We start from the raw sequence: 26,122 nt of genomic DNA, 5'->3' as shown, positions 1-26,122 counted from the left end.
TTTCTGTACCGACAGGCGACACGATGCCCCCACATTCCGTGCTACCCGTGCGTAACAAGGTAAGGGGGACCCGATGCTGACGGCCCGCCAGAAGTTCCTGACCCTTCTGACGCTCTGCCTGACCTGCTGCCTCGCGCTCGTGGCGCCGCTCCCGGCCCAGGCCGCGCACCGGGCCGAGCGGATGGCCGCCGCACCGGCGGGGCAGCACGTGCCGGTGATCTTCGTCCACGGCTACAACGCGGACCCCGGGGTGTGGGGCGCGCTGCGCGAGGACCTGCGCGCCGCCGGGTACGCGGACTCGGAGCTCTTCTCGTGGGGTTACGACACCCACCAGTCGGTCAACGAGGTGCTCTCCGGCCGGTTCGCCGCCTACGTCGACCAGGTCCGCCGCCAGACCGGCGCCGCGCGGGTCGACGTGGTCGCGCACTCCTTCGGCTCGCTCGTCACCCGCTGGTACGTGAAGTTCGGCGGCGGCGCCCCCGTCGTCGACCACTGGATCTCGCTCGCCGGACCCAACCACGGCACCTACATCAGCTGGGGCTGCGTCATCTGGGATCAGGCCTGCCGCGACATGAGCCCCGGCTCCTACGTGCAGAAGAAGCTCGCGGAGAGCGACGAGACGCCCGGCGCGGTGAAGTACGCGACCTTCTGGTCCTCCTGCGACGAGGTCATCAACCCCGACAGCAGCGTGGCCCTCGCCGGAGCCCTCAACACCCACGCGGGCTGCCTCAAGCACAACGACTTCCTCGGCGACGACGGGGTCTCGGCCGGGGTCCGCGCCTTCCTCGCCACCTGAGGCCCCACCACCTGAGGCCCCGCCACCTGGGCCCCGCTACCCGGGGCCCAGGTCGGCCGGCGGCCCGTACGCGAGGCGCTGGAGCAGGCCGTACGTGAACTCCGCCACGCAGGGGCGCGGCGCCCCGGCGGCGTCGGCCCCGGTGAAGGCCAGCCGCCACCGGGTCGGCGCGGTGCCCTCCATCGGGCGGGCGGGCGCGAAGGCCGCCGCCACCTCGTCCACCGTCGCCGACCACGGCAGCAGGTCGTCCAGGGTCGCCAGTACGGGCCCGGGCGCGCCCGGCGCCCGGACCAGCCACTCGTTCCACACCGCCCCGTCCGGCGCGGCCAGCACCTCGAAGCGCAGGTCCGGCCAGAGCGGTACGGGCCACAGCAGCGCCTCGCACTCCAGGTCCCCGATGCTGCGCCGGGCCACCGACTCGGCCGGGCCCAGCACCGAGCGGTAGCGGGCCAGCGCCCCGCGCGTCCGGGGCGAGCGGACCATCGCCTGCCACCGCTTGTTCGCCTCCCGCTGCTCGGCGAGGGAGGCCCCGAGCCGGATCCGGGCCCGGTCGGCGAGGTCGGGCTGGAAGTCGGACATCCGGCGCAACAGCACCAACTGGAAGTCCTCCGGGCCGAAACGGGACGTCGGGCGGGAGGCGGGGGCGGCGGCCATGCGCCCCAGAATTGCACACAGGATCCTTACACCCCCGCGATACGGATGATGCGGATGACCACGTAGCCTGCGGGCGCCATGGACTATTGCCACGCATGCCGGAGGTACCTCAACGGCGCACTGGCGTGCGCCGGGTGCGGAACCCCGATCGAGCACCTGACCGACGCGTCCGCGCCCGCCGCCCCGCCCGGGGACGCCGACCGGACCGCCCGCTCCGGCGGCCCCGCCGACGGTCCCACCGCGCCGTTCGCCGCCGCGCCCGGCGCCGTTTCGTACGGCGCCCTGCCCTACGGCGCCGCTCCGACGGGGGCCGCGGCGGAGGGTGCGCAGGCGAGCCGCCGGGCCGGAGCCCGCCGTCGGGTGCACCGCCGTCGCCGCCGGACCGCCCTGACCATGGGGCTGGGCCTGGTGCTGGCGGTCGGGGTCACCTTCGCGCTGGCCCGGCTCACGACCGAGGGGCCGCAGGGCTCGTCCAACGTCATGCTCAAGGACGGCGCGGGCGCGCAGCAGCCGCTCTCGACCCGGGACCCCTCGGACACGGGCGCGCCGCAGCCCTCCGCGAGCGCCTCGGCGAAGCCCAGCGCCTCGGCCTCGGCCAGCCCGTCGGCCAGCGCCTCCCGCTCCGCGAGCGCATCGGCGTCGGCGAGCGCGTCGGCCTCGGCCCGGCCGTCGGCCAGCGCCTCCGGGCCGGGCGGCCCGGTGGTCCCGAGCGCGTCGACGCGGGCCCCGCAGAGCCCGTCGGCCTCCACGAAGCCCTCCAAGAAGCCGAAGCCCTCGCCGAGCCCGTCGCAGACCGAGCCGGACGAGTGCTGGCCCTGGTGGTGGTGCTGAGCCGATGCGCGGGGGCGGCCGGGAGGTCAGCCCAGCATCAGCTTGAGCAGGTCCCGCAGGGCCGCCCGCTCGGCCGTGGAGAGTCCGGCCAGCGGCTCCCGCGCGAAGTCGAGCGACTCGCGCAGCCGGTCGGCGGTCTGTAGTCCCTCGTCGGTGGCGGCGGCCAGCTTCACCCGGCGGTCGGCCGGGTCGGGGCGGCGCTCGACCAGGCCCCGGCCCTCGAGCCGGTCGATGATGCCGGTCACGTTCGACGGCTCGCACTTGAGCTTCTGGGCGATCCTGCGCATGGGCATCGGCTCCAGGGAGAGCAGCCCCAGGACGCGTGCCTGGGCGCCGGTCAGCTGGTGGCTGGCGGCCGCGTGCTCGTACTCCTCGTGGTAGCGGGCCACGACGGTGCCGATGAGTTCGACGACCTCGAGGGTCAGTGGGTCCGTGCGACGACTGGGCATGGAACCAGCGTACCCATTTACTTGACAACATGAAATATCCAGGAGCATGGTTGTTTCAGGTCGTTAAGTAATTTCTCTCCGGGAGCGCTTCATGTCTGAGATTCCTGCCGTCAGCCGCGAGTGGCATCTGGTCGCCCGTCCGCAGGGCTGGCCCGTCGCCACCGACTTCGCGCTGCGAGAGGTGCCGCTCTCGGCGACCCCCGGGGCCGGCCGCATCCTCGTCCGCAACCTGCACATGTCGGTGGACCCGTACATGCGCGGCCGGATGAACGACGTGAAGTCGTACATCCCGCCGTTCCAGCTCGACGCCCCGATGGACGGCGGCGCGGTCGGCGAGGTCGTCGCCTCCGCCGCCGAGGGCTTCGAGGTCGGCGACCACGTCCTGCACGGGCTGGGCTGGCGCGAGTACGCGGAGTTCGACGCGAAGCACGCCGTCAAGGTGGACGCCTCGCTCGCCCCGCTCTCCGCCTACCTGGGCGTGCTCGGCATGCCGGGCATGACCGCCTACGCGGGCCTCTTCGAGGTCGCCTCCTTCAAGGAGGGGGACTCCGTCTTCGTCTCCGGCGCGGCGGGCGCGGTCGGCAGCCTCGTGGGCCAGTTCGCGAAGATCAAGGGCGCCTCCCGGGTGATCGGCTCGGCCGGTTCGGACGAGAAGGTGACCACGCTCACGGAGAAGTACGGCTTCGACGCCGCCTTCAACTACAAGAACGGCCCCGTCGCCGAGCAGCTGAAGGAGGCCGCCCCCGAGGGCATCAACGTCTACTTCGACAACGTCGGCGGCGACCACCTGGAAGCGGCCATCAGCTCCCTCAACGTGCACGGCCGGGCCACCCTGTGCGGCGCGATCGCGCAGTACAACGCCACCGAGCCGACCCCCGGCCCGCGCAACCTCGCGCTGGTCATCGGCAAGCGGCTGCGGCTCCAGGGCATCCTCGTCGGCGACCACGCCGGTCTCCAGCAGCAGTTCGTCCAGGACGTGGCCGGATGGCTGCGTTCCGGTGAGCTGACCTACGACGAGACGGTCGTCGAGGGCGTGGAGAACGCGGCCGAGGCGTTCCTGGGTCTGCTGCGCGGTGACAACACCGGGAAGATGATCGTTTCCTTCACCGGTTAGGCTCACCCCAGACCGTCGCGGTCGTGGGCGCGAGCCGCGGCGACTTACCAGGAGGATTTCCTTACATGTCGATCCAGCAGTCCGACGTCGTCTACACCGCTGTCGCCACCGCCGAGAACGGCCGTGACGGCCGCGTCTCCACCAGCGACGGTCAGCTCGACGTCGTCGTGAACCCGCCGAAGGAGATGGGCGGCAGCGGCGCCGGCACCAACCCGGAGGCGCTCTTCGCCGCCGGTTACAGCGCCTGCTTCCAGGGCGCGCTCGGTGTCGTCGCCCGCAACGAGAACGCCGACATCTCCGGCTCCACCGTCACCGCCGAGGTCGGCATCGGCAAGAACGACGAGGGCTTCGGCATCATCGTCAAGATCTCGGCCTCCATCCCGAACGTGGACGCCGCCACCGCCAAGGACCTCATCGAGAAGGCCCACCAGGTCTGCCCGTACTCCAAGGCGACCCGCGGCAACATCACCGTCGAGCTGGCGGTCTGATCCCACCGCGGTGACGCGTGCCGCGCGATGCGATGCGCGCGGTACGCACGCGGTACGCAGCACGGGCCGCACCCCCGCCGAGGGGGTGCGGCCCGCGCCGTAAGCTGGCCCGATGAGTGATCTTGCGGGGGGATTCCGCTATCTGCTGGCCGGACAGCGCTGGGTGCTGGGACACGGGCGCTGGCTCGGCTTCGGCCTGCTGCCGGGACTGGTGTCCCTGGTCCTGTACGCGGGCGCGCTGGTCGGGCTCGGCTTCGGCGCCGACGACTTCGTCGCCTGGGTGACACCCTTCGCCGACGACTGGTCCTCGCCCTGGCTCGCGCTCTTCCGCGGCTTCCTGACGGCCCTGGTCTTCGGGCTCGGCCTCTTCCTCGCGGTGATCACCTTCACCGCGGTGACCCTGCTGATCGGCCAGCCGTTCTACGAGTCCCTCTCCGAGGCGGTCGACCGCGGCGAGGGCGGCGCAGTGCCCGAATCCGGCCTCTCCCTGTGGCGGGAGCTGTGGATCTCGGCCCGCGACAGCGTGCGGCTGCTCGGGCGGGTGCTCCTCTACGGGGTCCTGCTCTTCGCCCTCGGGTTCGTCCCGGTGATCGGGCAGACCGTCGTGCCCGCCATCGGCTTCTGCGTCTCCGGCTACTTCCTCACCCAGGAGCTGACCAGCGTCGCCCTCATGCGCCGCCGGGTGGAGCTCCCCGGGCAGCTCGCCCTGCTGCGCTCGCGCCGGATGCTGGCCCTCGGCTTCGGCGTACCGCTGGTGCTGGCCTTCATCGTGCCGCTGGTGGCGGTGTTCCTGATGCCCGGCGCGGTCGCGGGCGCCACCTTGATGGTCCGGGACCTCACCGCGGACCCGGAGTCCGACTCCGGCGCCGACGCGGGGGAGGGTTTCGGCCCGCCGCCCGAGGGCTACGGTCCGCCGGCCACGGCGTACGGCGCCCCGGCCGCGGGGTACGACCGCCCGACCGGGACCACCGGCGGGGTCGACCGCGGCTTCAACGGCTGAGCAGCCCGATCGCGCCGGCGGTGTCCTCGGCCCCGTGGGCGGGGTCCGCGGCCAGTCGGCGCGCCATCAGCTCCAGGTAGGGGGCGATCAGCTCCGCGCTGACCCCCTGCTCCTCGGCCGTGCGCAGCAGCGTCGGGGCGCCCGCCACCTGCATGGCCAGGTTCGAGACCACCCCCGAGGTGAAGTCGCCCGACTCCAGCCGCCCGGCCGCCCCCTGGACGAAGTGCCCCATCGCGCCCAGCCACTGCGACAGCAGCGGCGCCAGCGACGAGGGCGCGATCCCCTCGCTCCGCACCAGCGCGTAGGCGTGCGAGACCCCGGCGAACAGCCCGTACATCGCGCTCAGCAGTGCCACGTCGTGCAGGGCCGCGTGACCGGGATCCGTACCGACGAACCGGGCCCCGGCCGGGACCTCCAGGGCCGCGCGGTGCTCCTCGTACAGCTCCCGGGAACCGCTGTAGAAGACGTAGCCCCCGGCCCCGGGGACGCCGATCATCGGCGGCACCGCCATGATCCCGCCGTCCAGGTACCGGGCCCCGCGGGCGGCGGCCCAGGTGGCCCGCGCCCGCGCCGCCGCCGGGGTGCCGGTGGTCAGGTCCACCAGGTCCTTGCCCGCCAGGTCGACCCCGTCGAGGGCCTCGCGCACCGAGGCGTCGTCCAGCAGGCACAGGACCACCAGGGTGCCCGCGGCCACCGCGTCGGCGGCTCCGGCGGCCACCGCGGCGCCCTCGGCGGCGAGCGCCGCGGTGCGGGCGGGCGTGCGGTTCCAGACGGTCAGGGGATGCCCGGCGGCGAGCCAGGCGCGGGCCAGGGCGGAGCCCATGGCCCCGGTGCCGAGCAGGGTGACGGGGGCGGGTGCGGACGGTGCGGTGTGTGTCGTGGTCATGCCCCTTAGCCTTGGGGCGGGCCGAAAGATGATCAAGTACGCACTTCGAAGTGGGTGCTTACCCGCAGGTGCGTGCGCGGGCGAGGGGGAGGGCGCGGGATGGCGGCTACGAGCAGGCCGGGATCGAGCCACTGCGGGATCGACGCGGCGATGGACGTCATCGGCGGCAAGTGGAAGGTGCTCATCCTGTGGGCCCTGGGCGAGGCGCCGCAGCGCTTCGGCGCGCTGCGCAGGCTGATCCCCGGAGTCACCGAGAAGGTGCTCGCCGCGCAGCTGCGCGAGCTGGAGGCCGACGGCATCGTGCACCGCGAGGCGCACGACGAGGTGCCGCCCCGGGTCGAGTACTCCCTGACCCCGCTGGGCGTCGAGCTGAACGCGGCGCTGGCCCCGCTGGGCGCATGGGGCCGCAAGCACCTCGTACCGGGCGCCCCCGGAGGGAGCTAGGCCGCCCGGCCCGGCCCGGCTCCGGGCCCCCGCAGCAGGGTCAGGAAGGAGCGGAAGGCCGCCGGCATGTCCACCGATTCCGGGGCCAGCAGCCACTGGTACTGGAGGCCGTCCATGACCGCGGTGAGCAGGGGCGCCGCCTCCTCGGGGGTGAGCCCCGACGGCAGCCGGTCGCCGAACTCGGCGCGCAGCGCAGCGCCCATCTCCCTGCGCACCTGCGCGTAGCGCTCGGTGAAGAACTCCCGCGCCGGGTGCTCGTCCGTCACGCTCTCGCCCAGCAGTGCCGAGAAGGTCTGCACGATCCCCGGGCGCATCGCGTTGTACTCCACCAGCGAGGCCAGCAGGTCCAGGCGCCAGTGCTCGGGCGAGGTCCGCGAGCCGCCGCCGGTGTCCCAGCGGTCGCGCTCCTCCAGGACCGCGACCAGGAGGGACTCCTTGGTGGGGAAGTAGTGCAGCAGGCCCTGCTGGGTGAGGCCCACGCGCTCGGCGACGGAGGCCAGGGACGCGCCCCGGTAGCCGCGTTCCGCGATGACCTCGACCGCGGCGCGCAGGATGTCCCCGCGCCGCTCCTCGCTCCTGGCCCTGGCCATCCGCCCCGCCTTCCTCCGTGTCGATCGCGCCAGCAGGACCGTACGCCATGTCCGTAAAATAACGAACACATCACGAACCCTACCGTTCACCAGGGAACAGGTCCACGATGGGGTCACCCGCACCCAGCAGCACCCGACGAGGAGGCAGGCCGTGGCAGGCGACGCCCTCACCACCCCCCATGAATCCCGAGCCGACCGGACCCGCGAGGACGCGGTCGAAGCCGCACTCGGCAAGCTCGATCTCGACACCAAGGCCCGGCTGCTCGCCGGCCAGGACATGTGGACGCTGCCCGCCCTCCCCGAGATCGGGCTGGGCTCCCTGGTGTTCTCCGACGGACCGATCGGCGTCCGCGGCGTCCGCTGGACCGCGGACGACCCGTCCGTCGCCCTGCCCTCGCCGACCGCGCTCGCCGCCGCCTGGGACCCGGCGCTGGCCCGCCGGGCCGGTCGACTGCTCGCCCAGGAGGCCCGCCGCAAGGGCGTGCACGTCCTGCTCGCGCCCACCGTCAACCTGCACCGCTCCCCGCTGGGCGGGCGCCACTTCGAGTGCTACTCCGAGGACCCGTACCTGACCGGCGCCATCGGCACCGGCTACGTCCAGGGCGTCCAGGACGGCGGGGTCGGCACCACCGTCAAGCACTTCGTCGGCAACGACGCCGAGACGGACCGCTTCACCGTCGACAGCGTGATCGCCCCGCGCCCGCTGCGCGAGCTGTACCTGGCGCCCTTCGAGGCCATCGTCGCCAATGCCCACCCGTGGGGCATCATGACGGCCTACAACAAGGTCAACGGCACCTTCATGTCCGAGCACCGCTACCTCGTCAACGAGGTGCTGCGCGGCGAGTGGGGCTTCGACGGCGCCAACGTCTCCGACTGGATGGCCGCCCGCTCCACCACCGGCGACATCCTCGGCGGCCTCGACGTCGTCATGCCGGGACCGCAGACCGTCTACGGGCCCCCGCTCGCCGAAGCCGTACGGGCCGGAGAGGTCCCCGAGTCCGCCGTCGACGACGCCGTGCGCAACGTCCTGCGCCTCGCCGCCCGCGTCGGCCTGCTCGAAGGCGCCCCGGCCGTCGTCACCACGGCCCCGGCCGCCGTCGACGGCCACGCCCTGGCCCGCGAACTGGCCGCCCGCGGCTTCGTCCTCGTGCGCAACGAGAACGCCGCGCTGCCGCTGGCGACCGGGCAGCGCGCCAGGATCGCCCTGTCCGGAGCCGCCGCCCGCGACGCCCGGATCCTCGGCGGCGGCAGCGCCACCGTCTTCCCCGAGCGGATCGTCTCCCCGCTCGTCGGCCTGACCGCGGCCCTCCCGCAGGGCGCGCTGACCTTCAGCGTCGGCGCCGACCCCAGCGAGGAGCCCACCCCCGCCGACGCCGGTTTCGAGCTGCGCGCGGTCTGCCGCGACGCCTCCGGGGCCGTCATCGGCGAGGGCAGCCTGCCGTCCGGCCAGGTCCAGTGGATCGGCGACGACCTGCCCGCCGGGGTGACGTACGAGACGATGGCCTCCATCGAGGTCACCGGCACCTTCGTCCCCCGCGAGAGCGGCGAGCACGCCTTCGGCACCCGGGGCCTCGGCGCCTTCGACCTCGCGGTCGACGGCGCGCGGGTCTGGGAGGGCGTCCAGCTCCCGGGCGGCGAGGCCGACCCCTTCGAGGCGTTCTTCGGCGCGCCCAACGTACGGGCCCGCGCCGTCCTCGCGGCGGGCGAGCCGGTCGAGGTCTCGCTGACCTACCAGGTCCCGGACATGAGCACGCTGCCGCTGCGCGCGATCATGTTCTCGCTGCTCCACCTCGGGCCGCGGCGCGACGCGGACGAGCTGATCGCCGAGGCCGTGGCCGCGGCGCGGGAGGCGGACACCGCCGTCGTGGTCGTCGCCACCACCGAGCGCGTCGAGTCCGAGGGCTTCGACCGCACGGACCTGGAACTGCCCGGGCGCCAGAACGACCTCGTGCGCGCCGTCGCCGCCGTCAACCCGAACACCGTGGTCGTCATCAACACGGGCTCCCCGGTCGAACTGCCCTGGCGGGACGAGGTGGCGGCGATCCTGCTGACCTGGTTCCCCGGGCAGGAGGGCGGGGCCGCGCTGGCCGACGTGCTCCTCGGCGAGCGCGAGCCCGGCGGGCGCCTGCCCACCACCTGGCCCGCCGAGTTCGCGGACGTACCGGTCACCGAAGTGGTCCCGCAGGAGGGGCGGCTGGAGTACCGCGAAGGGCTCCACATCGGCTACCGGGCCTACGAGAAGGCCGGTGTGAGCCCCGCCTTCGGCTTCGGGCACGGCCTCGGCTACACCGACTGGGCGTACGAGTCCCTGGAGGTGACCGCCGACGCGGCCCGGGTCCGGATCCGCAACACCGGTGCCCGCCGCGGCCGCGAGGTCGTCCAGGTCTACCTGGCGCCCGTGGGCGACCCGGTGGAACGCCCGGCGAGCTGGCTGGCGGGCTTCGTGAGCCTGGAAGCGGAAGCCGGTGAGAGCGTCGAGGTCGACATCGCGCTGCCCGCGCGGGCCTTCGAGATCTGGGACGAGGAGGCCGGGGCCTGGCGGCGCGTGGGCGGGACGTACGAAGTGCGCGCGAGCCGTTCCCACGCCGACGCGCGGCTGACCGCCACCCTTGAGGTCGACGCCTGATTTCCACCGACGGCCGGCTGGCCGGAAATCATCCATGAACCGGACCGGGGGCGGGCCCTGACACCCGCCCCCGGTCCACTTGTCCGACCATCGCCCGGTCGTAGGATCAGATGGGCGGCTTGGCCGAGGTCACCTGGCGGTGCGCCAGCTCCGCCAGTCGCGCCTGGCCGTCCTTGCCCGGGTGGAACCAGTCCCAGTGGCTCAACTGCTCGGTCGTGAAGGGGTACTGGAAGACGGCGCCGCCGTCGTAGCGGCACAGCTCGTCCTTCGCGCAGACCTGCCGCAGCGCCTCGTTGTACTCCACCACGCGCGCCCGCACCTTCTCGCGCCGCGCCGTCGCCGCGGGGGTCACCGACTCGGCGTCCGCCAGCATCGACTGGCAGATCCCGAGCTTCCAGATCTGCCGGCCCATCGCGCTGCCCTTGCCCTGCTCCCACAGCCGTTGCAGGTCCGGCACGCTCGACACGTACACCTGGGTCGTGGGCGCGGCCGCGCGCAGCCCCGCCAGGGCCTTCTCGAAGCCCTCCCGGAAATCGGCGACCGAGGTCATCGACGAAGCCGTGGGCCGGCAGGCGTCGTTCGACCCCACCATCACCGTGACCAGGTCGGGACGGTGCGCGGCCGCGGCCGTCAGCTGCCCGCCCAGGTCCGCCATCCGGGCCCCGGTGACCGCGTAGTTCCAACTGCGCTCGGGGGTCAGCGCCTCGCCGACCAGCCGGGTCGCCAGCGAGTGCACCTCGGGATCGTTGCCGGTGGCCCACGAGACCTCGGGGCAGTCCGCCAGTACCGAACAGGCGTCGAACCCGCGGGTGATGGAGTCCCCGACGGCGGCGATCGACGCGGGGGCGGTGTTCCAGCGCGGCGGGGCCTGCGCCCCGCGCTCGCCGCCGGCGGAGTCCCCGCCGTCCTGGCAGCCCGCGGCGCCCAGGGTCAGCACGGCCGCCGCCGCGCCCGCGCGCAGAACGGACTTCCGACTGCGGCGGCGCGCGGAGGTGGTGGTGCGCATGGGTGAGGTCCCTCCCTCGTCGCCCGGCGTACCCGGGGGCGTCCTGCTGAGTGAAAGCTGTGTGATTACGGGGCTCGGAGCGACCGTACGTCACGCCACGACCCCCGGCGCACGGTAGCTTTTTCCCGTGGCGTTTCGGCCGCACGTCCCTTGCCGCAATGTCAGATCATTTCCGGTAAATTACATCACGTCACAATCTGTCCGTTTTCAGGAGTTTATTCCCGACCTCGTCCCACACTGGAGGTCCCGGTGACGACACGTGGAGTTCTGTACGTGCATTCCGCACCGCGCGCGCTCTGCCCGCACGTGGAATGGGCGGTCGCGGGCGTACTCGGGGTGCGGGTGAACCTCGACTGGATCAGGCAGCCCGCCTCTCCCGGCACATGGAGATCCGAGTTCTCCTGGCAGGCCGAACCGGGCACCGCCTCGAAGCTCGCCTCCGCGCTGCGCGGCTGGCACCTGTTGCGCTTCGAGGTGACCGCCGAACCCTGTCCCACCGCCGAGGGGGAGCGCTACAGCTCCACCCCCGAACTCGGCATCTTCCACGCCGTCACCGGCATGCACGGGGACATCCTCATCCCGGAGGACCGGCTGCGCGCCGCGCTCGCCCGGTCCGTCCTCGGCGAGAGCGACCTGGAGGCGGAGGTCGCCGCCCTGCTCGGCAAGGCCTGGGACGACGAACTGGAACCCTTCCGCTACGCGGGCGAGGGCGCTCCGGTGCGCTGGCTCCACCAGGTCGTCTGAGCCCCGCTCGGCGACCGCCACGCAGAAGGCCCACCCGGATACCGGGTGGGCCTTCTGTCGTTCGACCCGCGAACACCGCGACCATCAATCGAGCGGCCACGGCGGCGAGCAACCGGGTCCGCGCGAGCGGAGCCGGTCCAGCCGCACTAAACGGAACGGAAGGCGAGCGACACGTTGTGGCCGCCGAAACCGAACGAGTTGTTGATCGCGGAGATCGGACCGTCCACGGGCAGCTTGCGCGGCTCGTCGCGGACGATGTCCGCCGTGATGTCGTCGTCCAGGTCGTCGACGTTGATCGTCGGCGGGGCGATGCGGTGGTACAGCGCCAGCACCGTCGCGACGGTCTCGACACCGCCCGCGCCGCCCAGCAGGTGACCCGTCATCGACTTGGTCGCCGAGATCGCGATGTGGTCGAGGTCGTCGCCCAGGACCTTGCGCAGCGCCTTCAGCTCGGCCGTGTCACCCTGCGGGGTCGACGTGGCGTGCGCGTTCAGGTGGACCAGCTCGGCCGGGTCCAGACCGGTGTTGTCCAGCAGGTTGCGCAGCGCGGCCGCGACACCGCGACCGGTGGGCTCGGGCTGCGCGATGTGGTGGCTGTCCGCGGACAGGCCCTGGCCCAGCACCTCGCAGTAGACCCGGGCGCCGCGCGCGGCGGCGTGCTCGGCGGACTCCAGGACCACCACGCCCGCGCCCTCGCCGAGGACGAAGCCGTCGCGGGCCTTGTCGTACGGTCGGGAGGCCGTGGTGGGGTTGTCGTTGTTCTTGGACATCGCCATCATGTTGGCGAACGCGGCGATCGGCAGCGGGTGGATCGCCGCCTCGGTGCCGCCCGCGATGACCACGTCGGCGCGGCCGGTGCGGATCATCTCGACGGCGTAGCCGATGGCCTCGGCGCCGGAGGCGCAGGCGCTGACCGGGGTGTGCACACCGGCCTGGGCGTTGACCTCCAGGCCGACGTTGGCCGCCGGGCCGTTCGGCATGAGCATGGGGACCGTGTGCGGGGAGACCCGCCGCACGCCCTTCTCCTTCAGTACGTCGTACTGGTCGAGCAGGGTGGTGACGCCGCCGATGCCGGAGGCGATCACGGTGCCGAGGCGCACGGGATCGACCGCGGGGTCCTCACCGGCCGGGCCGGTGTACCCCGCGTCGGCCCAGGCCTCGCGGCCCGCGATCAGCGCGAACTGCGCCGAGCGGTCCAGCTTGCGGGCGAGCGGGCGGGGCAGTACCTCGCCCGGATCCACGGCGGCCAGCGCCGCGATGCGGACCGGGAGTTCGGCGAAGCGCTCGCCTTCGAGGGGCTTGACCCCGGAACGACCGGAAAGCAGACCTTCCCAGGTCGAAGCGCTGTCGCCACCCAGCGGAGTGGTTGCGCCGATACCGGTGACGACCACGGTGCGATTGGTCGGGCTCACAGGAATTCTTTCTCCACGTGTAAGAGGGTGCTGAATTGTCACGGCGCCACCGCCGGGTGGCGACAAACGCTCGTCAGGCTCAGGCAGCCTGGTGCTTCAGGATGTAGTCCGCGGCGTCGCCGACCGTCTTGAGGTTCTTGACGTCCTCGTCCGGGATCTTGACGTCGAAGCGCTCTTCGGCGGCGACGACGACCTCGACCATGGACAGGGAGTCGACGTCCAGGTCGTCCGTGAAGGACTTCTCGATGGCGACGTCTTCGGTCGGGATACCGGCGATCTCGTTGACGATCTCCGCGAGACCCTCGACGATCTCTTCCTGCGTGGCGGCCATGTGGCGCTCCTTCTTAGATAGCTAACTCTGGTGGTACAGGTCGGGAAAGGATCCCGGGCCCTAGGGGAGGGTAACGACCGTGGCTGCGTAGACGAGGCCCGCCCCGAAGCCGATGACGAGCGCCGTGTCGCCGCTCTTCGCCGCCCCGGTCGCCAGGAGCCGCTCCATCGCGAGCGGGATCGAGGCGGCCGAGGTGTTGCCGGTGGTCTCGACGTCACGGGCGACCGTGACGTGCTCCGGCAGCTTCAGAGTCTTCACCATCGAGTCGATGATCCGCATGTTCGCCTGGTGCGGGATGAAGACGTCCAGGTCGTCGGCGGTGATCCCGGCCGCGTCGAGCGCCTGCTGGGCCACCTTGGCCATCTCGAAGACGGCCCAGCGGAAGACCGCCTGACCCTCCTGCGTGATGGCCGGGAACTTGTTGCCGCCGTCCTTGCCGAGCCACTCGTCCCACGGCACGGTCTGCTTGATGGTGTCGGACTTGTCGCCCTCCGAACCCCACACGGTGGGGCCGATGGCCGGCTCGTCCGAGGGGCCGATGACCACGGCGCCCGCTCCGTCACCGAAGAGGAAGGCCGTCGCGCGGTCCTCCAGGTCGGTCAGATCGGACAGCCGCTCGACACCGATGACCAGGACGTACTGCGCCGAACCCTCGACGACCAGGCTCTTGGCCAGGGTCAGTCCGTAGCCGAAACCGGCACAACCGGCGGAGATGTCGAAGGCGGCGGGCTTGCCCGCGCCGATCCGGTGCGCGATCTCGGTCGCGACGGCCGGGGTCTGCTTGAAGTGCGAGACCGTCGAGACGATCACGGCGCCGATCTGCTCCGGCGAGACCCCGGCGTCGGCCAGCGCCTTGCCGGAGGCCTCGACCGACATCGCGGCGACGGTCTCCTGCGGCGAGGCCCAGTGCCGGGTCGCGATGCCGGAGCGCGAGCGGATCCACTCGTCGGACGAGTCGATCGTCTCCAGGATCACCTCGTTGGGGACGACCCGCGTGGGGCGGTAGCCGCCGACACCGAGGATGCGCGCGTACGGGGAACCCTTTGCAGGCTTGATCTTCGACATGCTGTGTGGGCTCCTTCTCTCAGACCGCGTGCTCAGCGATGAGCGCAGCGGCCTTCTCGAGATCGTCGGGCGTCTTCAGCGCCACGGTCGGTACGCCCTTGAGGGCGCGCTTGGCCAGCCCCGTCAGGGTGCCGCCCGGGCACAGCTCGATGATCCCGGTGACGCCTTGTGCGGCGAACGTCTCCATGCACAGGTCCCAGCGGACCGGGTTGGCGACCTGGCCGACGAGGCGGGCGACGACGTCGGCGCCCTTGGTGACGATCTGCCCGTCCTTGTTGGACACGTACGTCAGCACCGGGTCGGCCGGAGCGAGGGCCTGGGCGGCCTTCTCCAGCGTGGCGACCGCGGGTGCCATGTGGTGCGTGTGGAAGGCGCCCGCGACCTTGAGGGCGACGACCTTCATGGTGCCTTCGGGCTTGTCGGCCACCAGGGCTTCGATCTGCTCCGCGGTGCCCGCGGCCACGATCTGGCCGGCTCCGTTGACGTTGGCCGGGGTGAGGCCCATCGCGGTCAGGTGTGCGACGACCACGTCCGGGTCACCACCGAGCACGGCGGCCATGCCGGTCTCGGTGACCGCGGCGGCCTCCGCCATCGCCAGCCCGCGGGTGCGGACGAAGGACAGCGCGTCCGCCTCGCCCAGCACACCGGCGTACGCGGCGGCGGTGATCTCGCCGACGCTGTGACCGGCGACCGCGCCGAAGGCGGCCGGGGAGCCCAGCGCGGAAGCGGACAGCAGACCCGCCGCCACCAGCAGCGGCTGGGCCACGGCGGTGTCGCGGATCTCGTCCGCGTCGGCCTTGGTGCCGTAGTGGGCAAGGTCGAGCTCGATGGCGTCCGACCATGCGGCGACGCGGTCAGCGGCACCGGGGAGGTCGAGCCAGGAAGTCAGGAAGCCGGGCGTCTGAGCGCCTTGGCCGGGAGCGACGAGTACGAGCACCCTCACACTCTCTCTTGAGTTCGGCCTGCGCCGCCCGTGGGGACAGGGACGAAGAACCGTCGGGGTAATTGTTGATGTCCGACAAAAGTCTAGGACGGCTGTTCGCCGTCGGCCAGACGCCCCAGGATCAGGGCGATCCGCAGAGTGAACGCCGAGCGGACATCTGACGGCGACCAACCGGTGACGTCGGTCACACGTCGGAGCCGGTACCGCACCGTATTCGGGTGCACGAACAACATCCGGGCCGCCCCTTCGAGGCTGCTCGCCTGCTCCAGGTAGACGCTCAGCGTCTCCAACAGGGCGGATCCGGCTTCTTCGAGCGGTCTGTAGATCTCCTCCACCAACTGCTCCCGCGCAGAAGGGTCGGAGGCGATCGCGCGCTCTGGAAGGAGATCATCCGCGAGGACCGGGCGCGGGGCGTCCTGCCACGCCGTGCACGCCTTCAGTCCGGCCGCGGCGGCCTGCGCCGACTTCGTCGCGTTGAGCAGGTCCGAGACCACCGGACCGGCCACCACCGCCCCCGCCGCGAACGGCCCGATCAGGGACTTCGCGACCTGCATCGGGTTGTCGCTGCCGCCCGCGATCACGACCAGCCGGTCGCCGAGGACCCCGGTCAACACCTGGAGCTTGTGGTGCCGCGCGGCCCGCCGGATCGCCTCCACCGTCAGCTCGCTGTCCCCCTCCGGGGCGGTTCCCAGCACCACGCACACGTGGTCGGGGGAGCTCCAGCCGAGCGCCGCGGCACGCGAGAGCGCGCCCTCGTCCGCCTCGCCGGACAGCACCGCGTTGACCACGAGGGACTCCAGCCGGGCGTCCCAGGCGCCGCGCGCCTCGGCCGCCTGCGCGTACACCTGGGCGGTCGCGAAGGCGATCTCCCGGGCGTACACCAGCAGCGCCTCGCGCAGGATCGACTCGTCGCCCGGGGCGGCCACCTCCTCGATGGCGGCCTCCATGACCTCGATCGTCGTACGGACCATCTCGACGGTCTGGCGCAGGGTGATCGCCCTGGTCAGCTCGCGCGGGGCCGTACCGAAGACGTCGGTGGAGATCGCCTGGGGGGTCTCGGGGTGCCGGAACCACTCGGTGAAGGCGGCGATGCCCGCCTGCGCGACCAGGCCGATCCACGAGCGGTTCTCCGGGGGCATCGCCCGGTACCACGACAGCGTCTCGTCCATGCGGGCGATCGCGTTCGCGGCGAGGCGCCCGGAGGACTTCTCCAGCCGCCGCAGGGTCGCCGCATGGGGATGGGCGGGTTGCACCTGGTGGGCGGGATGCGTGGGATGCGCGGGGGGCTGCTCACGTTCGGGTTGGGGCACGGGACAAGACTGCCCTATCCGGACCCCGCCGCGGAGTGCCGGGTCGGCGGCCCGGCCCCGGGGCCGGGAGCGGCCGGGCCGCTACGGTGGCCCCCATGATGGAAGTACGACGCGGCGCGGACCGGTACCCGGGCGGGGACGAGGAGGCCGGGATCAGCACCCGGCACGCCTTCTCCTTCGGTGGTTTCTACGATCCGGACAACCTCGGCTTCGGCCCGGTCCGGGCCTGCAACGAGGAGTTCCTCGCCCCCGGCGCGGGCTTCGAGGAGCACTCCCACCGGCACACCGAGATCGTCACCTGGGTCGCCGAGGGCGAGCTCACCCACCGGGACAGCACCGGGCACGCCACCGTGGTGCGGGCCGGGGACGTGCAGCGGCTCAGCGCGGGCGACGGCGTCCGCCACGTCGAACGCAACGACGCGCAGGTGCCGCTGCGCTTCGTCCAGATGTGGCTGTCCCCGACGAACGCCTTCGACCCGGACGGCGCGGGCGACGGCGGGACCGGCGACCCGGACGGGCAGGGGCCCGCGTACGAGATCGTCCGCGACGTCGCCGACGACGCGCCCTACGCGGTCCCCGCCGCCGGTGCGGTGCTGCGGGTGCGCAGGCCCGGCGCGGGCGAGCGGATCGCCGTACCGGCCGCGCCCCGGGTTTACCTGCACGTGGTCCGCGGGGACCTGCGGCTCGACGGCGCGGACGACGGCGCGCCCGGCGTGGAGCTGGGCCCCGGGGACTCGGTGCGGATCACCAAGGAGAGCGCCCTGGAGGCCGTCGCGGGATCCCCCGGGGAGCTGCTCCTGTGGGAACTGCCGTAGGGCCCGCCGCTCAGCCGTGGTGCCCGGCGAGGGAACCGATCAGCCCGTCGAGCGAACCGCCCACCGGGTCCCCGGCCTGGTCGGCGGCGCGGGAGCGGATCGCCGGGAGCCGGCGGTAGAGGGCGGTGCCCGGGCACTCGGTGGAGAACGCGTCGCGGTGGCCGGAGATCCGCTCGAAGCGCGCCTGGACACCGGCGCGGAACTTGCCGTTGTCGAGCCCGGACGTCAGCGTGACGCTGCCCTGCGGGTCGTACCCGTACCGGCCCAGCTTCCAGGCGGCGAGCCGGGCCACCGCGCTCATCGCGGCGTCGGAGGGTTCCTGCGCGGAGTACTCGCCGATGACCGCGACGCCCATGGTGTCGGTGTTGAAGCCGAGGGTGTGCGCGCCGGTCACCGGCCGGTCGGCGCCGCCGCGACGGCCCTCGAAGACGGTGCCGCACTTGTCGACGACGAAGTTGTAGCCGAGGTCCTTCCAGCCGTTCGTGCGCACGTGCAGGGTCTGCAGGCCGCGCATCAGGGCCGCCGAGTCGGTGCAGTCGTAGGCGTTGGTCTGCGCGGTGTGGTGCACGAAGACCGCCTTGACCTCCTTGCCGTACACGGGGTCGTTGCCCGGCTGCTCCCGCGCGCCCCACGCGGAACGGGAGACCACGTCGGGGCGGGCGGCGCCGTCGCGCCGGGCGGCGCCGGGGGCGCCCGCCGGGTGCGCGGCGGGTACGGCGTCCCCCGCGTCCGGGTCCGCGGCCGCCGGGTCGGCGCCGGGGTCGACCAGGTCCAGTCGCAGTCCGTCGGGCAGCGCGGCGCCGTGGCCCGCGACCCGGACCTCGACCCCGGTGGAGGGCCCGGCCCACAGCGGCTCGGACACCCCGCGCACGCCCTCGCCCCGCTCGGTGCCCAACACGGTCCAGGGCGACCAGGCCCCGGTCCGCGCGGACTTCGTCCGGACCCGGATCTCCCCGTCGAGGGCCCGGTCGGGCTCGTCCCAGGAGACGGCGAGCATGCTGAAACCGGCGGTGTCCCCGTCCTCGAAGGAGGCGCCGGACCCGTTCGCCCGCAGGGGTTCGGTGCGCAGGGCGGCGCCGGGCGCCCCCCGTACGGCGAGCAGTCCGACGATGCCGGTGGTGAGGGCGGCGGTGGCGGCCGTCACCACGATGCTGCGGGTGCGCACCCGGTTCTCCCCGAAGATCAACGGTGGATGGGAACCGGAATCTATCGATGCGGCGGGGCCGGAACCGGGACGCGGGCCACGGCAATCGGGTCGGATGGGGGCATAGCCCCGGCGGCGTCACCCGTTCGACACCGCCGTCGAACGTCCTTTCAGCGGCGCCCGGCCAGCGCGGCGAGCACCCCGTCGGTGAAGGGCGGCCAGGCCTGGACCGCCCACGGCCCGAAGGGCCGGTCGGTCAGCGCCACGCAGGCGGCGCGGGCGTCCGGGTCCACCCAGAGGAAGGTGCCGGCCTGCCCGAAGTGGCCGAAGGTGCGCGGGGAGGAACCGGCGCCCGTCCAGTGCGGGGACTTCCCGTCGCGGATCTCCAGGCCGAGGCCCCAGTCGTTGGGGGACTGGTGACCGTAGCCGGGCAGGACGCCCTTGAGGCCGGGGTGCACCACGGCGGTGGCCTCGGCGACCGTGCGGACGTCCAGCAGCCGGGGGGCCTGGAGCTCGGCGGCGAAGCGGACGAGGTCGGCGACCGTGGAGACGCCGTCCTTGGCGGGGGAGCCCTCCAGGGTGGTCGAGGTCATGCCCAGCGGCTCCAGCACCGCCTGATGCAGGTACTCGGCGAAGGCGATGCCGGTGGCCTTGGTGATGTGGTCGCCGAGCACCTCGAAACCGGCGTTGGAGTACAGTCGCCGCTCCCCGGCCGGGGCCATCGCGCGGTGCTCGTCGAAGGCGAGGCCGCTGGTGTGCGCGAGCAGGTGGCGCACGGTCGACCCCTCGGGGCCGGCCGGTTCGTCCAGCTCGATCGCCCCCTCCTCGTACGCGACGAGCGCGGCGTAGGCGGCGAGCGGCTTGGTGACGGAGGCCAACGCGAAGCGGTGCTCGACCGGGCCGTGGGCGCCGGCGAGGGTCCCGTCGGCGCGTACGACGGCCGCCGCGGCGGTCGGTACCGGCCAGGTGTCGACGATCCGCAGGCTGTCCATGATCTCCGTGCTCTCCATGGGGCCGAGCCTACTTGCTTGGAGTGCACTCAAGGGTTTTAGCGTGGTGGTCATGAGCCTGACGCAGATGCAGTCGCAGTCGCAGACGCGGTACACGATCAGCGAGGTCGAGGCCCGGACCGGGCTGACCCAGCACACCTTGCGCTGGTACGAGCGGATCGGGCTGATGCCGCACGTGGACCGCTCGCACTCGGGCCAGCGCCGGTTCAGCGACAAGGACCTCGACTGGCTCGCCTTCGTGGGCAAGCTGCGCGCCACCGGGATGTCGGTGGCGGACATGGTCCGCTACGCGGAACTGGTCCGCGAGGGGCAGCACACCTTCCGGGAGCGGCGGGAACTGCTGGAGCGGACGCGCCGGGAGGTGCGGGCGCGGATCGACGAGCTGACGGACGCGCTGGCCGTACTGGACTACAAGATCGGCTTCTACGCGGACACCGCGGACCCCGCGGACACCGGGCACGCGCACAAGGGACAGGGGAAGGCACAGTCATGACGAACACCGCAGGCACCTCCGAGAACAAGATCGCCCGGGTCGAACTGGGCAAGGGCGGCCCGCTGGTCGGCGTGCAGGGGCTCGGCTGCATGGGCATCAGCGAGTTCTACGGCGACACCGACGAGGCGGCGGCCCGCGACACCCTGGGCGCCGCCCTGGAGGCCGGGATCACCCTCTTCGACACCGCCGACGTCTACGGGCGGGGGCGCAACGAGGAGTTCCTCGCGCCCTTCGTCGCCGCGCACCGGGACGAGATCACCCTGGCCACGAAGTTCGCGATCGAGCGCACCGACGACCCGCAGTACCGGGGCGTGCGCAACGACGCGGCGTACGTCCGCCGGGCCGTCGAGGACAGCCTGCGCCGACTCGGCGTGGACGTCATCGACCTCTACTACATGCACCGGCGCGACCCGCTGGTGCCGCTGGCGGAGTCCGTCGGCGCGATGGCGGAGCTCGTGGCGCAGGGCAAGGTCCGCCACCTGGGCCTGAGCGAGGTCACCGGCGCCGAGCTGCGCGAGGCGCACGCGGTGCATCCGATCACCGCGCTCCAGTCGGAGTGGTCCCTCTTCAGCCGGGACGTGGAGCGCAGCGCGGTGGCCGCGGCCGCCGAGCTGGGGGTGGCCTTCGTGCCCTACTCCCCGCTCGGGCGCGGCTTCCTGACCGGGGCGTTCGCGGACGCCGGGGCGGAGCTGGCGGAGGGCGACTTCCGCCGCTACCAGCCGCGCTTCACCGGGGACAACGCCCGCACCAACGCCGCGCTGCTGGAGCCGGTGCGCCAGGTCGCGGCGGCGCACGGGGCCACCGCGGCGCAGGTCGCGCTGGCCTGGGTGCACCAGCGGGCGTCGGTCCACGGCCTGACGGTCGTCCCGATCCCGGGCACCCGCAAGCGCAACCGCCTGGAGGAGAACGCGGCGGCGACCCGGATCGTCTTGACGGAGGCCGAACTGGCCCTGCTGGAGCCGATCGCCTCCCGCGTCGCGGGCGACCGCTACCCGGACATGTCCTCGACCTCGGCGGCCCGCGAGTCCTGATCGCCCTCCCGGCCGCCTACGCCTCCGACGCGTACCGGTCGCGCAGGGCCGCGTACTCGGCGTCGGTCAGCAGGCCCGCGCCGTGCAGCTCGCCGAGGTGGCGCATCCGGTCCGGCTCGGCGGGGGACGGGGCGGTCAGCGGCCCGGCCGCCACCGGCGTCCGGCTGCGCACCGCCGCCAGCACCGCGGCCGCGAACGGCAGCGATTCGTGCACGGCCCCGTAGCCCAGGGAGAACAGCACGGTCGCCGGGTCGTGCTCCGGCGCCCGCTCCTCCGCGTCGTCGTCGCGCGTTCTGAGCCGGAGGTATCCGCCGGGATTCTCCGGCGTGCGCCACTCGACCCCGGTCAGCGCGGCCAGCGGGTAGTGCCGGTCGCCCGACTTCCACTTGGTGCTGGAGGCGCCGGTGCGCGACCAGCGCAGGCCCACCCCGCTCTCGTCGAGGGTCGCCCGGGCGTCGTACGCCTTGAGGTGCAGCGGCGGCTTCGGCGCCTCGACCAGGAAGCGCGGGGCCGGCTCGGCGGGGTCCGGCCCCAGCCGGGCGCGCAGGGCGTCGGCCAGCGCGGTGGCCAGCGGCGCCCGGTCGGCGGGCAGCACCAGCCGGTAGGGGTCGCAGAGGTCCTTCAGCTGTCCCGCCGCGGCGTCCATCAGCGGATCGGCCCCGGGCCGCGGGACGGCACGCAGGACCACCGTGTCCCGCTTCCCCGCGGTCACGGTCACGCTCACCTCGGACAACGCCTCGTGGGGAATGCGGCGCTGGCCCAGCGCATGCCAGAGCCGCGGCATCCGCAGTGCGGACATCCCCCGTTCGAAGCGGATGAGCACCGAGTCCGAGTCGAACTCCCAGACGGCATGGTTTCCGGCCAGTACGTCACCCATGCGGCTCATCGTAAAGGGCGGCGGGCCTGTGCGTCCCCTGACTGAGGGGGTCGTTTTCCAGCCGTCTACGTGCTTCAGCCCGCTTCTGTGCTGGAAATTCCCCGTCGGCAGGAGTCGTCCCCGCTCGCGCACACCGCGGAAGCGTACGAACCGGTTCCGATGAGCGCGAAGTTCTCCAACGAGCCGGTACCCGGCTCGAAATAGCCCGTGTGGCTCTTGGCCCCGGCGGCCGAGAGCCGCCGTGCGCCGAAGGCGGCGGAGACCGGATCGGCCCCGTGGCCCACCCCGCCGAGCTCCAGGTGCGGTACGTCCGCGATCCAGTCCCCGGAGTCCCGCATCGCCCACACGCGGGCCGAGGTGTGCAGCTCGGCCGCGTTCTGCACGCGCATGCCCGGGCTGCCCGAGACCACCACGTCGGTCACCCGGCGCGGCAGGTCGGGGGCGGCGACCCCGCAGACCACCGAGCCGTAGCTGTGGCAGAACAGCGTCACCGGCGCCGCGCCGGGCAGCGCCGCGGCCAGCGAGCGCAGTCGTACGGCGCCCTGCGCGGCCAGTCGGCCGGTGGCCGCGTCCACGCCGAGCCCGTCGGGGCTGACGTAACCGGCCCAGGCGATGACCGCGGTCCGGGTGCCCGGAGCGGCGCTGCGCTCGGCCTCGTAGAGCGACTCGGCCATGCCGACCGGAGCGCTGTAGCGGCGCTGCGAGCGCTCGAAGGTGATCAGGTCGGTGTCGACGCCCGGCACGACGACCGAGACGCGCTGCGCCCGGTCCAGGTCGCCGAAGACCTCGGCCACCAGGCCCTCGCCGGTCGGATCGAAGACGAGGATCTGCCGCGAGGGGTCGGCCAGGGACTCCAGCCGGTGCAGCCGCCGGGTCGCCTCGTCCCGGTCGGCCGGGGTCAGCGCCACGTCCTGGGAGCGGACCTCCTCGGTCCGGCTGGCCTGGACGAGGGAGCGCCGGTTGGCCCGGAAGCGGGTCTGGGCGGGTACCCCGTCGAGGTTGCCGACGACCAGGGGATAGGTGTCGGCGAGCCGACCCCGCTCCGCCCCGTCGAGTTCGGAGAAGAACCGCGCGACGGTCCGTACGGGGGCGTCGGCGGCCGGTACCGGGCGGCCGCCGATCCGGGCTCCGGCCCAGGCGGCCAGGGCCGTCCTGCGGACGGAGACGTTCTCCTCGGGCCGGTGCACGGCCGTCCAACCGGTCGTCGCCAGCATGACGAAGACCACCACGAGCGCGAGCAGGGCGTGCACCGCGCCCGGGCTGGGCGAGGTGGCGGGGGAGGCGGGGCCGTGCAGGCCGGAGAGGTTCACTGGGAGACAGCCTAGGAGACCTTTCCGGCCCGCGGGACGCCGGGTGACAGGGGTCACGGGCCCTCGGGCACAACCGTCACCGAGGGGCTCCGGACCATCTCGTTCAGGTACGAATCGGGCGCCAGTCGGCGGCCATGGCGGGGCCGATCTGGTCGAGGTAGTCCTCGGTCATCCGGCGGATCGCGGCGACGCTCGTGTCCTCGCCCTGCCCCCAGAGCCGCCCGGTCACCCGCATCACCCCGGAGAACGCCGCGACCACGACCCGGGGCCGCGGGTCGGCGTCCACGTCCAGGCCCTCGCGCGCCGCGATCAGCCGGGCGGTGCGCTCCTCCAGCTCGGTGGAGCGGCGCAGGTGGACGGCGAGCAGCGCGGGCGTGGACTCGATGAGCTGGTAGGCCCGCATGTGCAGGTCGACCGGGACCACCTCGCCGACGGCCTCCTCGATGGTGTCCCAGGCGGTGAGCACCGCGTTGCGCAGGGCCGCCAGCGGACCCTCGGCGGCCGGCCGGGCGGCGAGCGCGGCCACGAAGTGGCCCTCCACCAGGTCCTGGACGGCGAAGGCGACCTCCTCCTTGCTGGCGAAGTACCGGAAGAAGGTGCGCTGGGAGACCTCGACGGCGTCGGTGATCTCGTCGACGGTCGTCTCCTCGTAGCCCTGCGTGGTGAAGAGCACGAGGGAGGCGCGCAGCAGGGCGTCGCGGGTGCGGCGCTTCTTGCGTTCGCGCAGGCCGGCGGGGGTGGGCGGCGGCGGGGCGGGGGGCGCGGGGCGCGCCGTCGGTGCGCCGGTCCGCTGGTCGGTCATCACCGCGGGGGTCCTCTTCTTCGGGTTCTTCGGGTTCTTCGGGCTGCTGGGCGGGGTGGGCGGTCAGGGTACCTGTGACCGACGTGACAGCGGCTGTCTTGTTGGGCCGTCTGTGAAGTGTCAGTCGCTGTCACTATCCTGTTCTCATGACTCGTCAGATCAGCCTCGACAAGCAGGTGCCCGACGGGGGCACCGCGGCGAAAAGGCCCTCAGGTCTGCGCGGCCACCCCTGGCTGACCCTCTTCGCCGTCGCGCTCGGCGTCATGATGGTCACCCTCGACGGCACGATCGTCGCGGTCGCCAACCCCGCCATCACCGACGACTTCCACGCCTCCCTCGCCGAGGTGCAGTGGATCACCAACGGCTACCTGCTGGCCCTCGCGGTCTCCCTGATCACCGCCGGCAAGCTCGGCGACCGCTTCGGCCACCGCCAGACCTTCCTCATAGGCATCGCCGGATTCGCCGCGTCCTCCGCCGCGATCGGCCTCTCCTCCAGCGTCGAGTTCGTCATCGGCTTCCGCGTCGCGCAGGGCGTCTTCGGCGCCCTGCTGATGCCCGCCGCGCTCGGCCTGCTGCGCGCCAGCTTCCCCGCCGAGAAGCTCAACATGGCCATCGGCATCTGGAGCATGGTCATCGGCGCCTCGACCGCCGGCGGACCCATCGTCGGCGGGCTGCTCGTCGAGCACGTCAACTGGCAGTCCGTCTTCTTCATCAACGTGCCCGTCGGCATCCTCGCCCTCGGGTTCGGCCTGTTCATCCTGCTCGACCACCGGGCCGAGAACGCCCCCCGGTCCTTCGACGTCGTGGGCATCCTGCTGCTGTCCGCGGCGATGTTCTCGCTGATCTGGTCCCTGATCAAGGCCTCCGAGTGGGGCTGGGGCGGCAGTCGGACCCTGCTCTTCCTCGCCGGGTCGCTCGTCTGCTTCGCGCTCTTCGCCTTCTGGGAGACCCGGGTCGCCGAGCCGCTGGTCCCGCTCGGCATGTTCCGCTCGCTGCCGCTCTCCGCGGGCGTCGTGCTCATGGTCCTGATGGCCTTCGCCTTCATGGGCGGGCTCTTCTTCGTCACCTTCTACCTGCAGAACGTGCACGGCATGAGCCCCGTGGACAGCGGCCTGCACCTGCTGCCGCTCACCGGCATGATGATCGTCGGATCGCCGCTCGCGGGCCTCGCGATCACCAGGATCGGCCCGCGCCTCCCGCTGATCGCGGGCATGGTCGCCACCGCCGTGGCCTGCTTCGGAATGTCCCGGCTCACCCCGGACACCGGCACCCTCACGATGTCCGTCTGGTTCGGCCTCATGGGCCTGGGCCTGGCCCCCGTCATGGTCGGCGCCACCGAGGTCATCGTCGGCAACGCCCCGCTGGAGATCTCCGGGGTCGCCGGCGGGCTCCAGCAGGCCGCCATGCAGGTCGGCGGCAGCCTCGGCACCGCCGTGCTCGGCGCGGTCATGGCCAACGAGGTGTCCTCCTCCTTCGCCGACAAGTGGAGCGCGGCGCAGCTGCCGCCGCTCACCCCCGAACAGGCCGAGCAGGCCGCGGGCGCCGTCACGGTGGGCGCGGCGCCGGTCCCCGAAGGGGCCCCCGAGGCCCTCGCGCGGGCCATCACGGCGGTGGCCCATGACACTTTCGTGTCAGGCATGCACACCGCCTTCGTCGTCGCCGGCTGCGTCGCCGTGGGCGCCGCGGTGGTCGCGGGCTTCACCCGGCGCGGGGAGAACGCGGGCGCGGGCGCGGGAGCGGCCCACATCTGACCCGCGCGGGCGTCAACTCCGCGGCCCGCCCAGCCCCGCCGGACCCGTCCGGCGGGGCTGTCGCCTATCCGGGTGGACCGGCCCGAGAGGTCTTCCGGCCGACCGTCGTCGCAGGTCAGCGTGGTGTCAGCGGCACTCGCCACGGACCTCTCGGCCCACCGGGCCACCCGTACGAGTGCCTTGTGACCACAAGGAGTTGA

27 protein-coding genes are annotated in these 26,122 nt (G+C 72.9%); 12 read left to right on the top strand and 15 right to left on the bottom strand.

What is annotated here, in order from left to right:
* The first annotated feature begins 73 nt into the window (after nucleotides 1–73).
* The gene (locus ACFWAR_RS12835) at nucleotides 74–796 is read left to right on the top strand and encodes an esterase/lipase family protein (RefSeq protein WP_385776138.1); all 723 of its coding nucleotides are present in this window, start codon (nucleotides 74–76) and stop codon (nucleotides 794–796) included.
* A 36-nt stretch (nucleotides 797–832) separates the two neighbouring features.
* On the opposite strand, the gene ACFWAR_RS12830 is transcribed toward ACFWAR_RS12835, so the two are convergent.
* The gene (locus ACFWAR_RS12830; RefSeq protein ID WP_385776136.1) at nucleotides 833–1,450 is read right to left on the bottom strand and encodes a hypothetical protein; all 618 of its coding nucleotides are present in this window, start codon (nucleotides 1,448–1,450) and stop codon (nucleotides 833–835) included.
* A 78-nt stretch (nucleotides 1,451–1,528) separates the two neighbouring features.
* Between ACFWAR_RS12830 and ACFWAR_RS12825 the strand changes: the two genes are divergently transcribed.
* Nucleotides 1,529–2,281 (top strand): hypothetical protein, encoded by a 753-nt coding sequence (locus tag ACFWAR_RS12825; RefSeq protein WP_385776134.1) that lies wholly within the window; start codon nucleotides 1,529–1,531, stop codon nucleotides 2,279–2,281.
* A 26-nt stretch (nucleotides 2,282–2,307) separates the two neighbouring features.
* Here the strand turns inward: ACFWAR_RS12825 and ACFWAR_RS12820 are convergent, their stop codons facing one another.
* Nucleotides 2,308–2,730 (bottom strand): MarR family winged helix-turn-helix transcriptional regulator, encoded by a 423-nt coding sequence (locus ACFWAR_RS12820; protein ID WP_385776133.1) that lies wholly within the window; start codon nucleotides 2,728–2,730, stop codon nucleotides 2,308–2,310.
* Between the two features lie 91 nt (nucleotides 2,731–2,821).
* On the opposite strand from ACFWAR_RS12820, the gene ACFWAR_RS12815 reads away from it, so the two are divergent.
* From ACFWAR_RS12815 to ACFWAR_RS12805, 3 genes are all read left to right on the top strand, one after another.
* A complete protein-coding gene (locus ACFWAR_RS12815; RefSeq protein ID WP_385776131.1) occupies nucleotides 2,822–3,844 on the top strand; it encodes an NADP-dependent oxidoreductase in 1,023 nt (340 codons plus the stop codon).
* 65 nt (nucleotides 3,845–3,909) lie between these two features.
* Nucleotides 3,910–4,332, top strand: coding sequence for an organic hydroperoxide resistance protein (locus ACFWAR_RS12810; RefSeq protein ID WP_385776129.1), 423 nt, complete (start codon nucleotides 3,910–3,912; stop codon nucleotides 4,330–4,332).
* Between the two features lie 112 nt (nucleotides 4,333–4,444).
* The gene (locus ACFWAR_RS12805; protein ID WP_385776127.1) at nucleotides 4,445–5,332 is read left to right on the top strand and encodes an EI24 domain-containing protein; all 888 of its coding nucleotides are present in this window, start codon (nucleotides 4,445–4,447) and stop codon (nucleotides 5,330–5,332) included.
* Here ACFWAR_RS12805 and ACFWAR_RS12800 read toward each other — a convergent pair.
* Nucleotides 5,322–6,218: an NAD(P)-dependent oxidoreductase gene (locus tag ACFWAR_RS12800; RefSeq protein WP_385776125.1), complete on the bottom strand. Its 897-nt coding sequence runs from the start codon at nucleotides 6,216–6,218 to the stop codon at nucleotides 5,322–5,324. The genes ACFWAR_RS12805 and ACFWAR_RS12800 overlap by 11 nt on opposite strands.
* Before the next feature lie 99 nt (nucleotides 6,219–6,317).
* Between ACFWAR_RS12800 and ACFWAR_RS12795 the strand changes: the two genes are divergently transcribed.
* Nucleotides 6,318–6,662, top strand: a complete 345-nt coding sequence (locus ACFWAR_RS12795) for a winged helix-turn-helix transcriptional regulator (RefSeq protein WP_385776123.1) — start codon at nucleotides 6,318–6,320, stop codon at nucleotides 6,660–6,662.
* Here the strand turns inward: ACFWAR_RS12795 and ACFWAR_RS12790 are convergent.
* Nucleotides 6,659–7,252, bottom strand: coding sequence for a TetR/AcrR family transcriptional regulator (locus ACFWAR_RS12790; RefSeq protein WP_385776121.1), 594 nt, complete (start codon nucleotides 7,250–7,252; stop codon nucleotides 6,659–6,661). The genes ACFWAR_RS12795 and ACFWAR_RS12790 overlap by 4 nt on opposite strands.
* A 151-nt stretch (nucleotides 7,253–7,403) precedes the next feature.
* On the opposite strand from ACFWAR_RS12790, the gene ACFWAR_RS12785 reads away from it, so the two are divergent.
* A complete protein-coding gene (locus tag ACFWAR_RS12785) occupies nucleotides 7,404–9,878 on the top strand; it encodes a beta-glucosidase (RefSeq protein WP_385776119.1) in 2,475 nt (824 codons plus the stop codon).
* Nucleotides 9,879–9,984: 106 nt separating this feature from the next.
* Here ACFWAR_RS12785 and ACFWAR_RS12780 read toward each other — a convergent pair whose 3' ends face one another.
* Complete coding sequence (locus tag ACFWAR_RS12780) at nucleotides 9,985–10,884, bottom strand: SGNH/GDSL hydrolase family protein (RefSeq protein WP_385776117.1); 900 nt, start codon at nucleotides 10,882–10,884, stop codon at nucleotides 9,985–9,987.
* 249 nt (nucleotides 10,885–11,133) lie between these two features.
* Here ACFWAR_RS12780 and ACFWAR_RS12775 point away from each other — a divergent pair, with 249 nt between their 5' ends.
* Nucleotides 11,134–11,628 (top strand): DUF3145 domain-containing protein, encoded by a 495-nt coding sequence (locus tag ACFWAR_RS12775; RefSeq protein ID WP_385776115.1) that lies wholly within the window; start codon nucleotides 11,134–11,136, stop codon nucleotides 11,626–11,628.
* A 146-nt stretch (nucleotides 11,629–11,774) separates the two neighbouring features.
* Here ACFWAR_RS12775 and ACFWAR_RS12770 read toward each other — a convergent pair whose 3' ends face one another.
* The 5 genes from ACFWAR_RS12770 to ACFWAR_RS12750 form a co-directional block, all read right to left on the bottom strand.
* Nucleotides 11,775–13,040: a beta-ketoacyl-[acyl-carrier-protein] synthase family protein gene (locus ACFWAR_RS12770; protein WP_385776113.1), complete on the bottom strand. Its 1,266-nt coding sequence runs from the start codon at nucleotides 13,038–13,040 to the stop codon at nucleotides 11,775–11,777.
* A gap of 79 nt (nucleotides 13,041–13,119) precedes the next feature.
* Nucleotides 13,120–13,371: an acyl carrier protein gene (locus ACFWAR_RS12765; protein WP_373039061.1), complete on the bottom strand. Its 252-nt coding sequence runs from the start codon at nucleotides 13,369–13,371 to the stop codon at nucleotides 13,120–13,122.
* 60 nt (nucleotides 13,372–13,431) lie between these two features.
* Nucleotides 13,432–14,436: a ketoacyl-ACP synthase III gene (locus ACFWAR_RS12760; protein ID WP_385776110.1), complete on the bottom strand. Its 1,005-nt coding sequence runs from the start codon at nucleotides 14,434–14,436 to the stop codon at nucleotides 13,432–13,434.
* A 19-nt stretch (nucleotides 14,437–14,455) separates the two neighbouring features.
* Nucleotides 14,456–15,373 carry an ACP S-malonyltransferase gene (locus ACFWAR_RS12755; protein ID WP_385776108.1) on the bottom strand — a complete coding sequence of 306 codons (918 nt, stop codon included), beginning with the start codon at nucleotides 15,371–15,373 and terminating at the stop codon, nucleotides 14,456–14,458.
* A gap of 89 nt (nucleotides 15,374–15,462) precedes the next feature.
* Complete coding sequence (locus ACFWAR_RS12750; RefSeq protein ID WP_385776106.1) at nucleotides 15,463–16,689, bottom strand: PucR family transcriptional regulator; 1,227 nt, start codon at nucleotides 16,687–16,689, stop codon at nucleotides 15,463–15,465.
* Between the two features lie 95 nt (nucleotides 16,690–16,784).
* Here ACFWAR_RS12750 and ACFWAR_RS12745 point away from each other — a divergent pair, with 95 nt between their 5' ends.
* Nucleotides 16,785–17,504 carry a pirin family protein gene (locus tag ACFWAR_RS12745; protein WP_385776104.1) on the top strand — a complete coding sequence of 240 codons (720 nt, stop codon included), beginning with the start codon at nucleotides 16,785–16,787 and terminating at the stop codon, nucleotides 17,502–17,504.
* 10 nt (nucleotides 17,505–17,514) lie between these two features.
* Here ACFWAR_RS12745 and ACFWAR_RS12740 read toward each other — a convergent pair whose 3' ends face one another.
* Nucleotides 17,515–18,669, bottom strand: coding sequence for a peptidoglycan recognition protein (locus tag ACFWAR_RS12740; protein ID WP_385776102.1), 1,155 nt, complete (start codon nucleotides 18,667–18,669; stop codon nucleotides 17,515–17,517).
* 149 nt (nucleotides 18,670–18,818) lie between these two features.
* Entirely contained in the window at nucleotides 18,819–19,640 is an 822-nt protein-coding gene (locus ACFWAR_RS12735; RefSeq protein WP_385776242.1) for a serine hydrolase domain-containing protein, read from the bottom strand.
* A 70-nt stretch (nucleotides 19,641–19,710) separates the two neighbouring features.
* On the opposite strand from ACFWAR_RS12735, the gene ACFWAR_RS12730 reads away from it, so the two are divergent.
* The gene (locus ACFWAR_RS12730; protein ID WP_385776100.1) at nucleotides 19,711–20,151 is read left to right on the top strand and encodes a MerR family transcriptional regulator; all 441 of its coding nucleotides are present in this window, start codon (nucleotides 19,711–19,713) and stop codon (nucleotides 20,149–20,151) included.
* Nucleotides 20,148–21,182 carry an aldo/keto reductase gene (locus ACFWAR_RS12725; protein WP_385776098.1) on the top strand — a complete coding sequence of 345 codons (1,035 nt, stop codon included), beginning with the start codon at nucleotides 20,148–20,150 and terminating at the stop codon, nucleotides 21,180–21,182. The genes ACFWAR_RS12730 and ACFWAR_RS12725 overlap by 4 nt, the downstream gene beginning before the upstream one ends.
* 16 nt (nucleotides 21,183–21,198) lie before the next feature.
* Here the strand turns inward: ACFWAR_RS12725 and ACFWAR_RS12720 are convergent, their stop codons facing one another.
* From ACFWAR_RS12720 to ACFWAR_RS12710, 3 genes are all read right to left on the bottom strand, one after another.
* On the bottom strand, nucleotides 21,199–22,059 hold the full coding sequence (locus tag ACFWAR_RS12720) for a DUF4429 domain-containing protein (protein ID WP_385776096.1): 861 nt from the start codon (nucleotides 22,057–22,059) through the stop codon (nucleotides 21,199–21,201).
* A gap of 74 nt (nucleotides 22,060–22,133) precedes the next feature.
* Nucleotides 22,134–23,273 carry an alpha/beta hydrolase gene (locus ACFWAR_RS12715; RefSeq protein ID WP_385776240.1) on the bottom strand — a complete coding sequence of 380 codons (1,140 nt, stop codon included), beginning with the start codon at nucleotides 23,271–23,273 and terminating at the stop codon, nucleotides 22,134–22,136.
* A gap of 199 nt (nucleotides 23,274–23,472) precedes the next feature.
* Complete coding sequence (locus ACFWAR_RS12710; RefSeq protein WP_385776094.1) at nucleotides 23,473–24,171, bottom strand: TetR/AcrR family transcriptional regulator; 699 nt, start codon at nucleotides 24,169–24,171, stop codon at nucleotides 23,473–23,475.
* A 158-nt stretch (nucleotides 24,172–24,329) separates the two neighbouring features.
* Between ACFWAR_RS12710 and ACFWAR_RS12705 the strand changes: the two genes are divergently transcribed.
* The gene (locus ACFWAR_RS12705; protein WP_385776238.1) at nucleotides 24,330–25,922 is read left to right on the top strand and encodes an MFS transporter; all 1,593 of its coding nucleotides are present in this window, start codon (nucleotides 24,330–24,332) and stop codon (nucleotides 25,920–25,922) included.
* Nucleotides 25,923–26,122: the final 200 nt, after the last annotated feature.

It is taken from the genome of Streptomyces sp. NPDC059917, from assembly GCF_042730635.1.
In the GTDB taxonomy this organism is placed as follows: Bacteria; Actinomycetota; Actinomycetes; order Streptomycetales; family Streptomycetaceae; genus Streptomyces.
The sequence above is the reverse complement of the archived record's forward strand: the minus strand, read 5'-3'. Positions and strand labels throughout refer to the sequence as shown.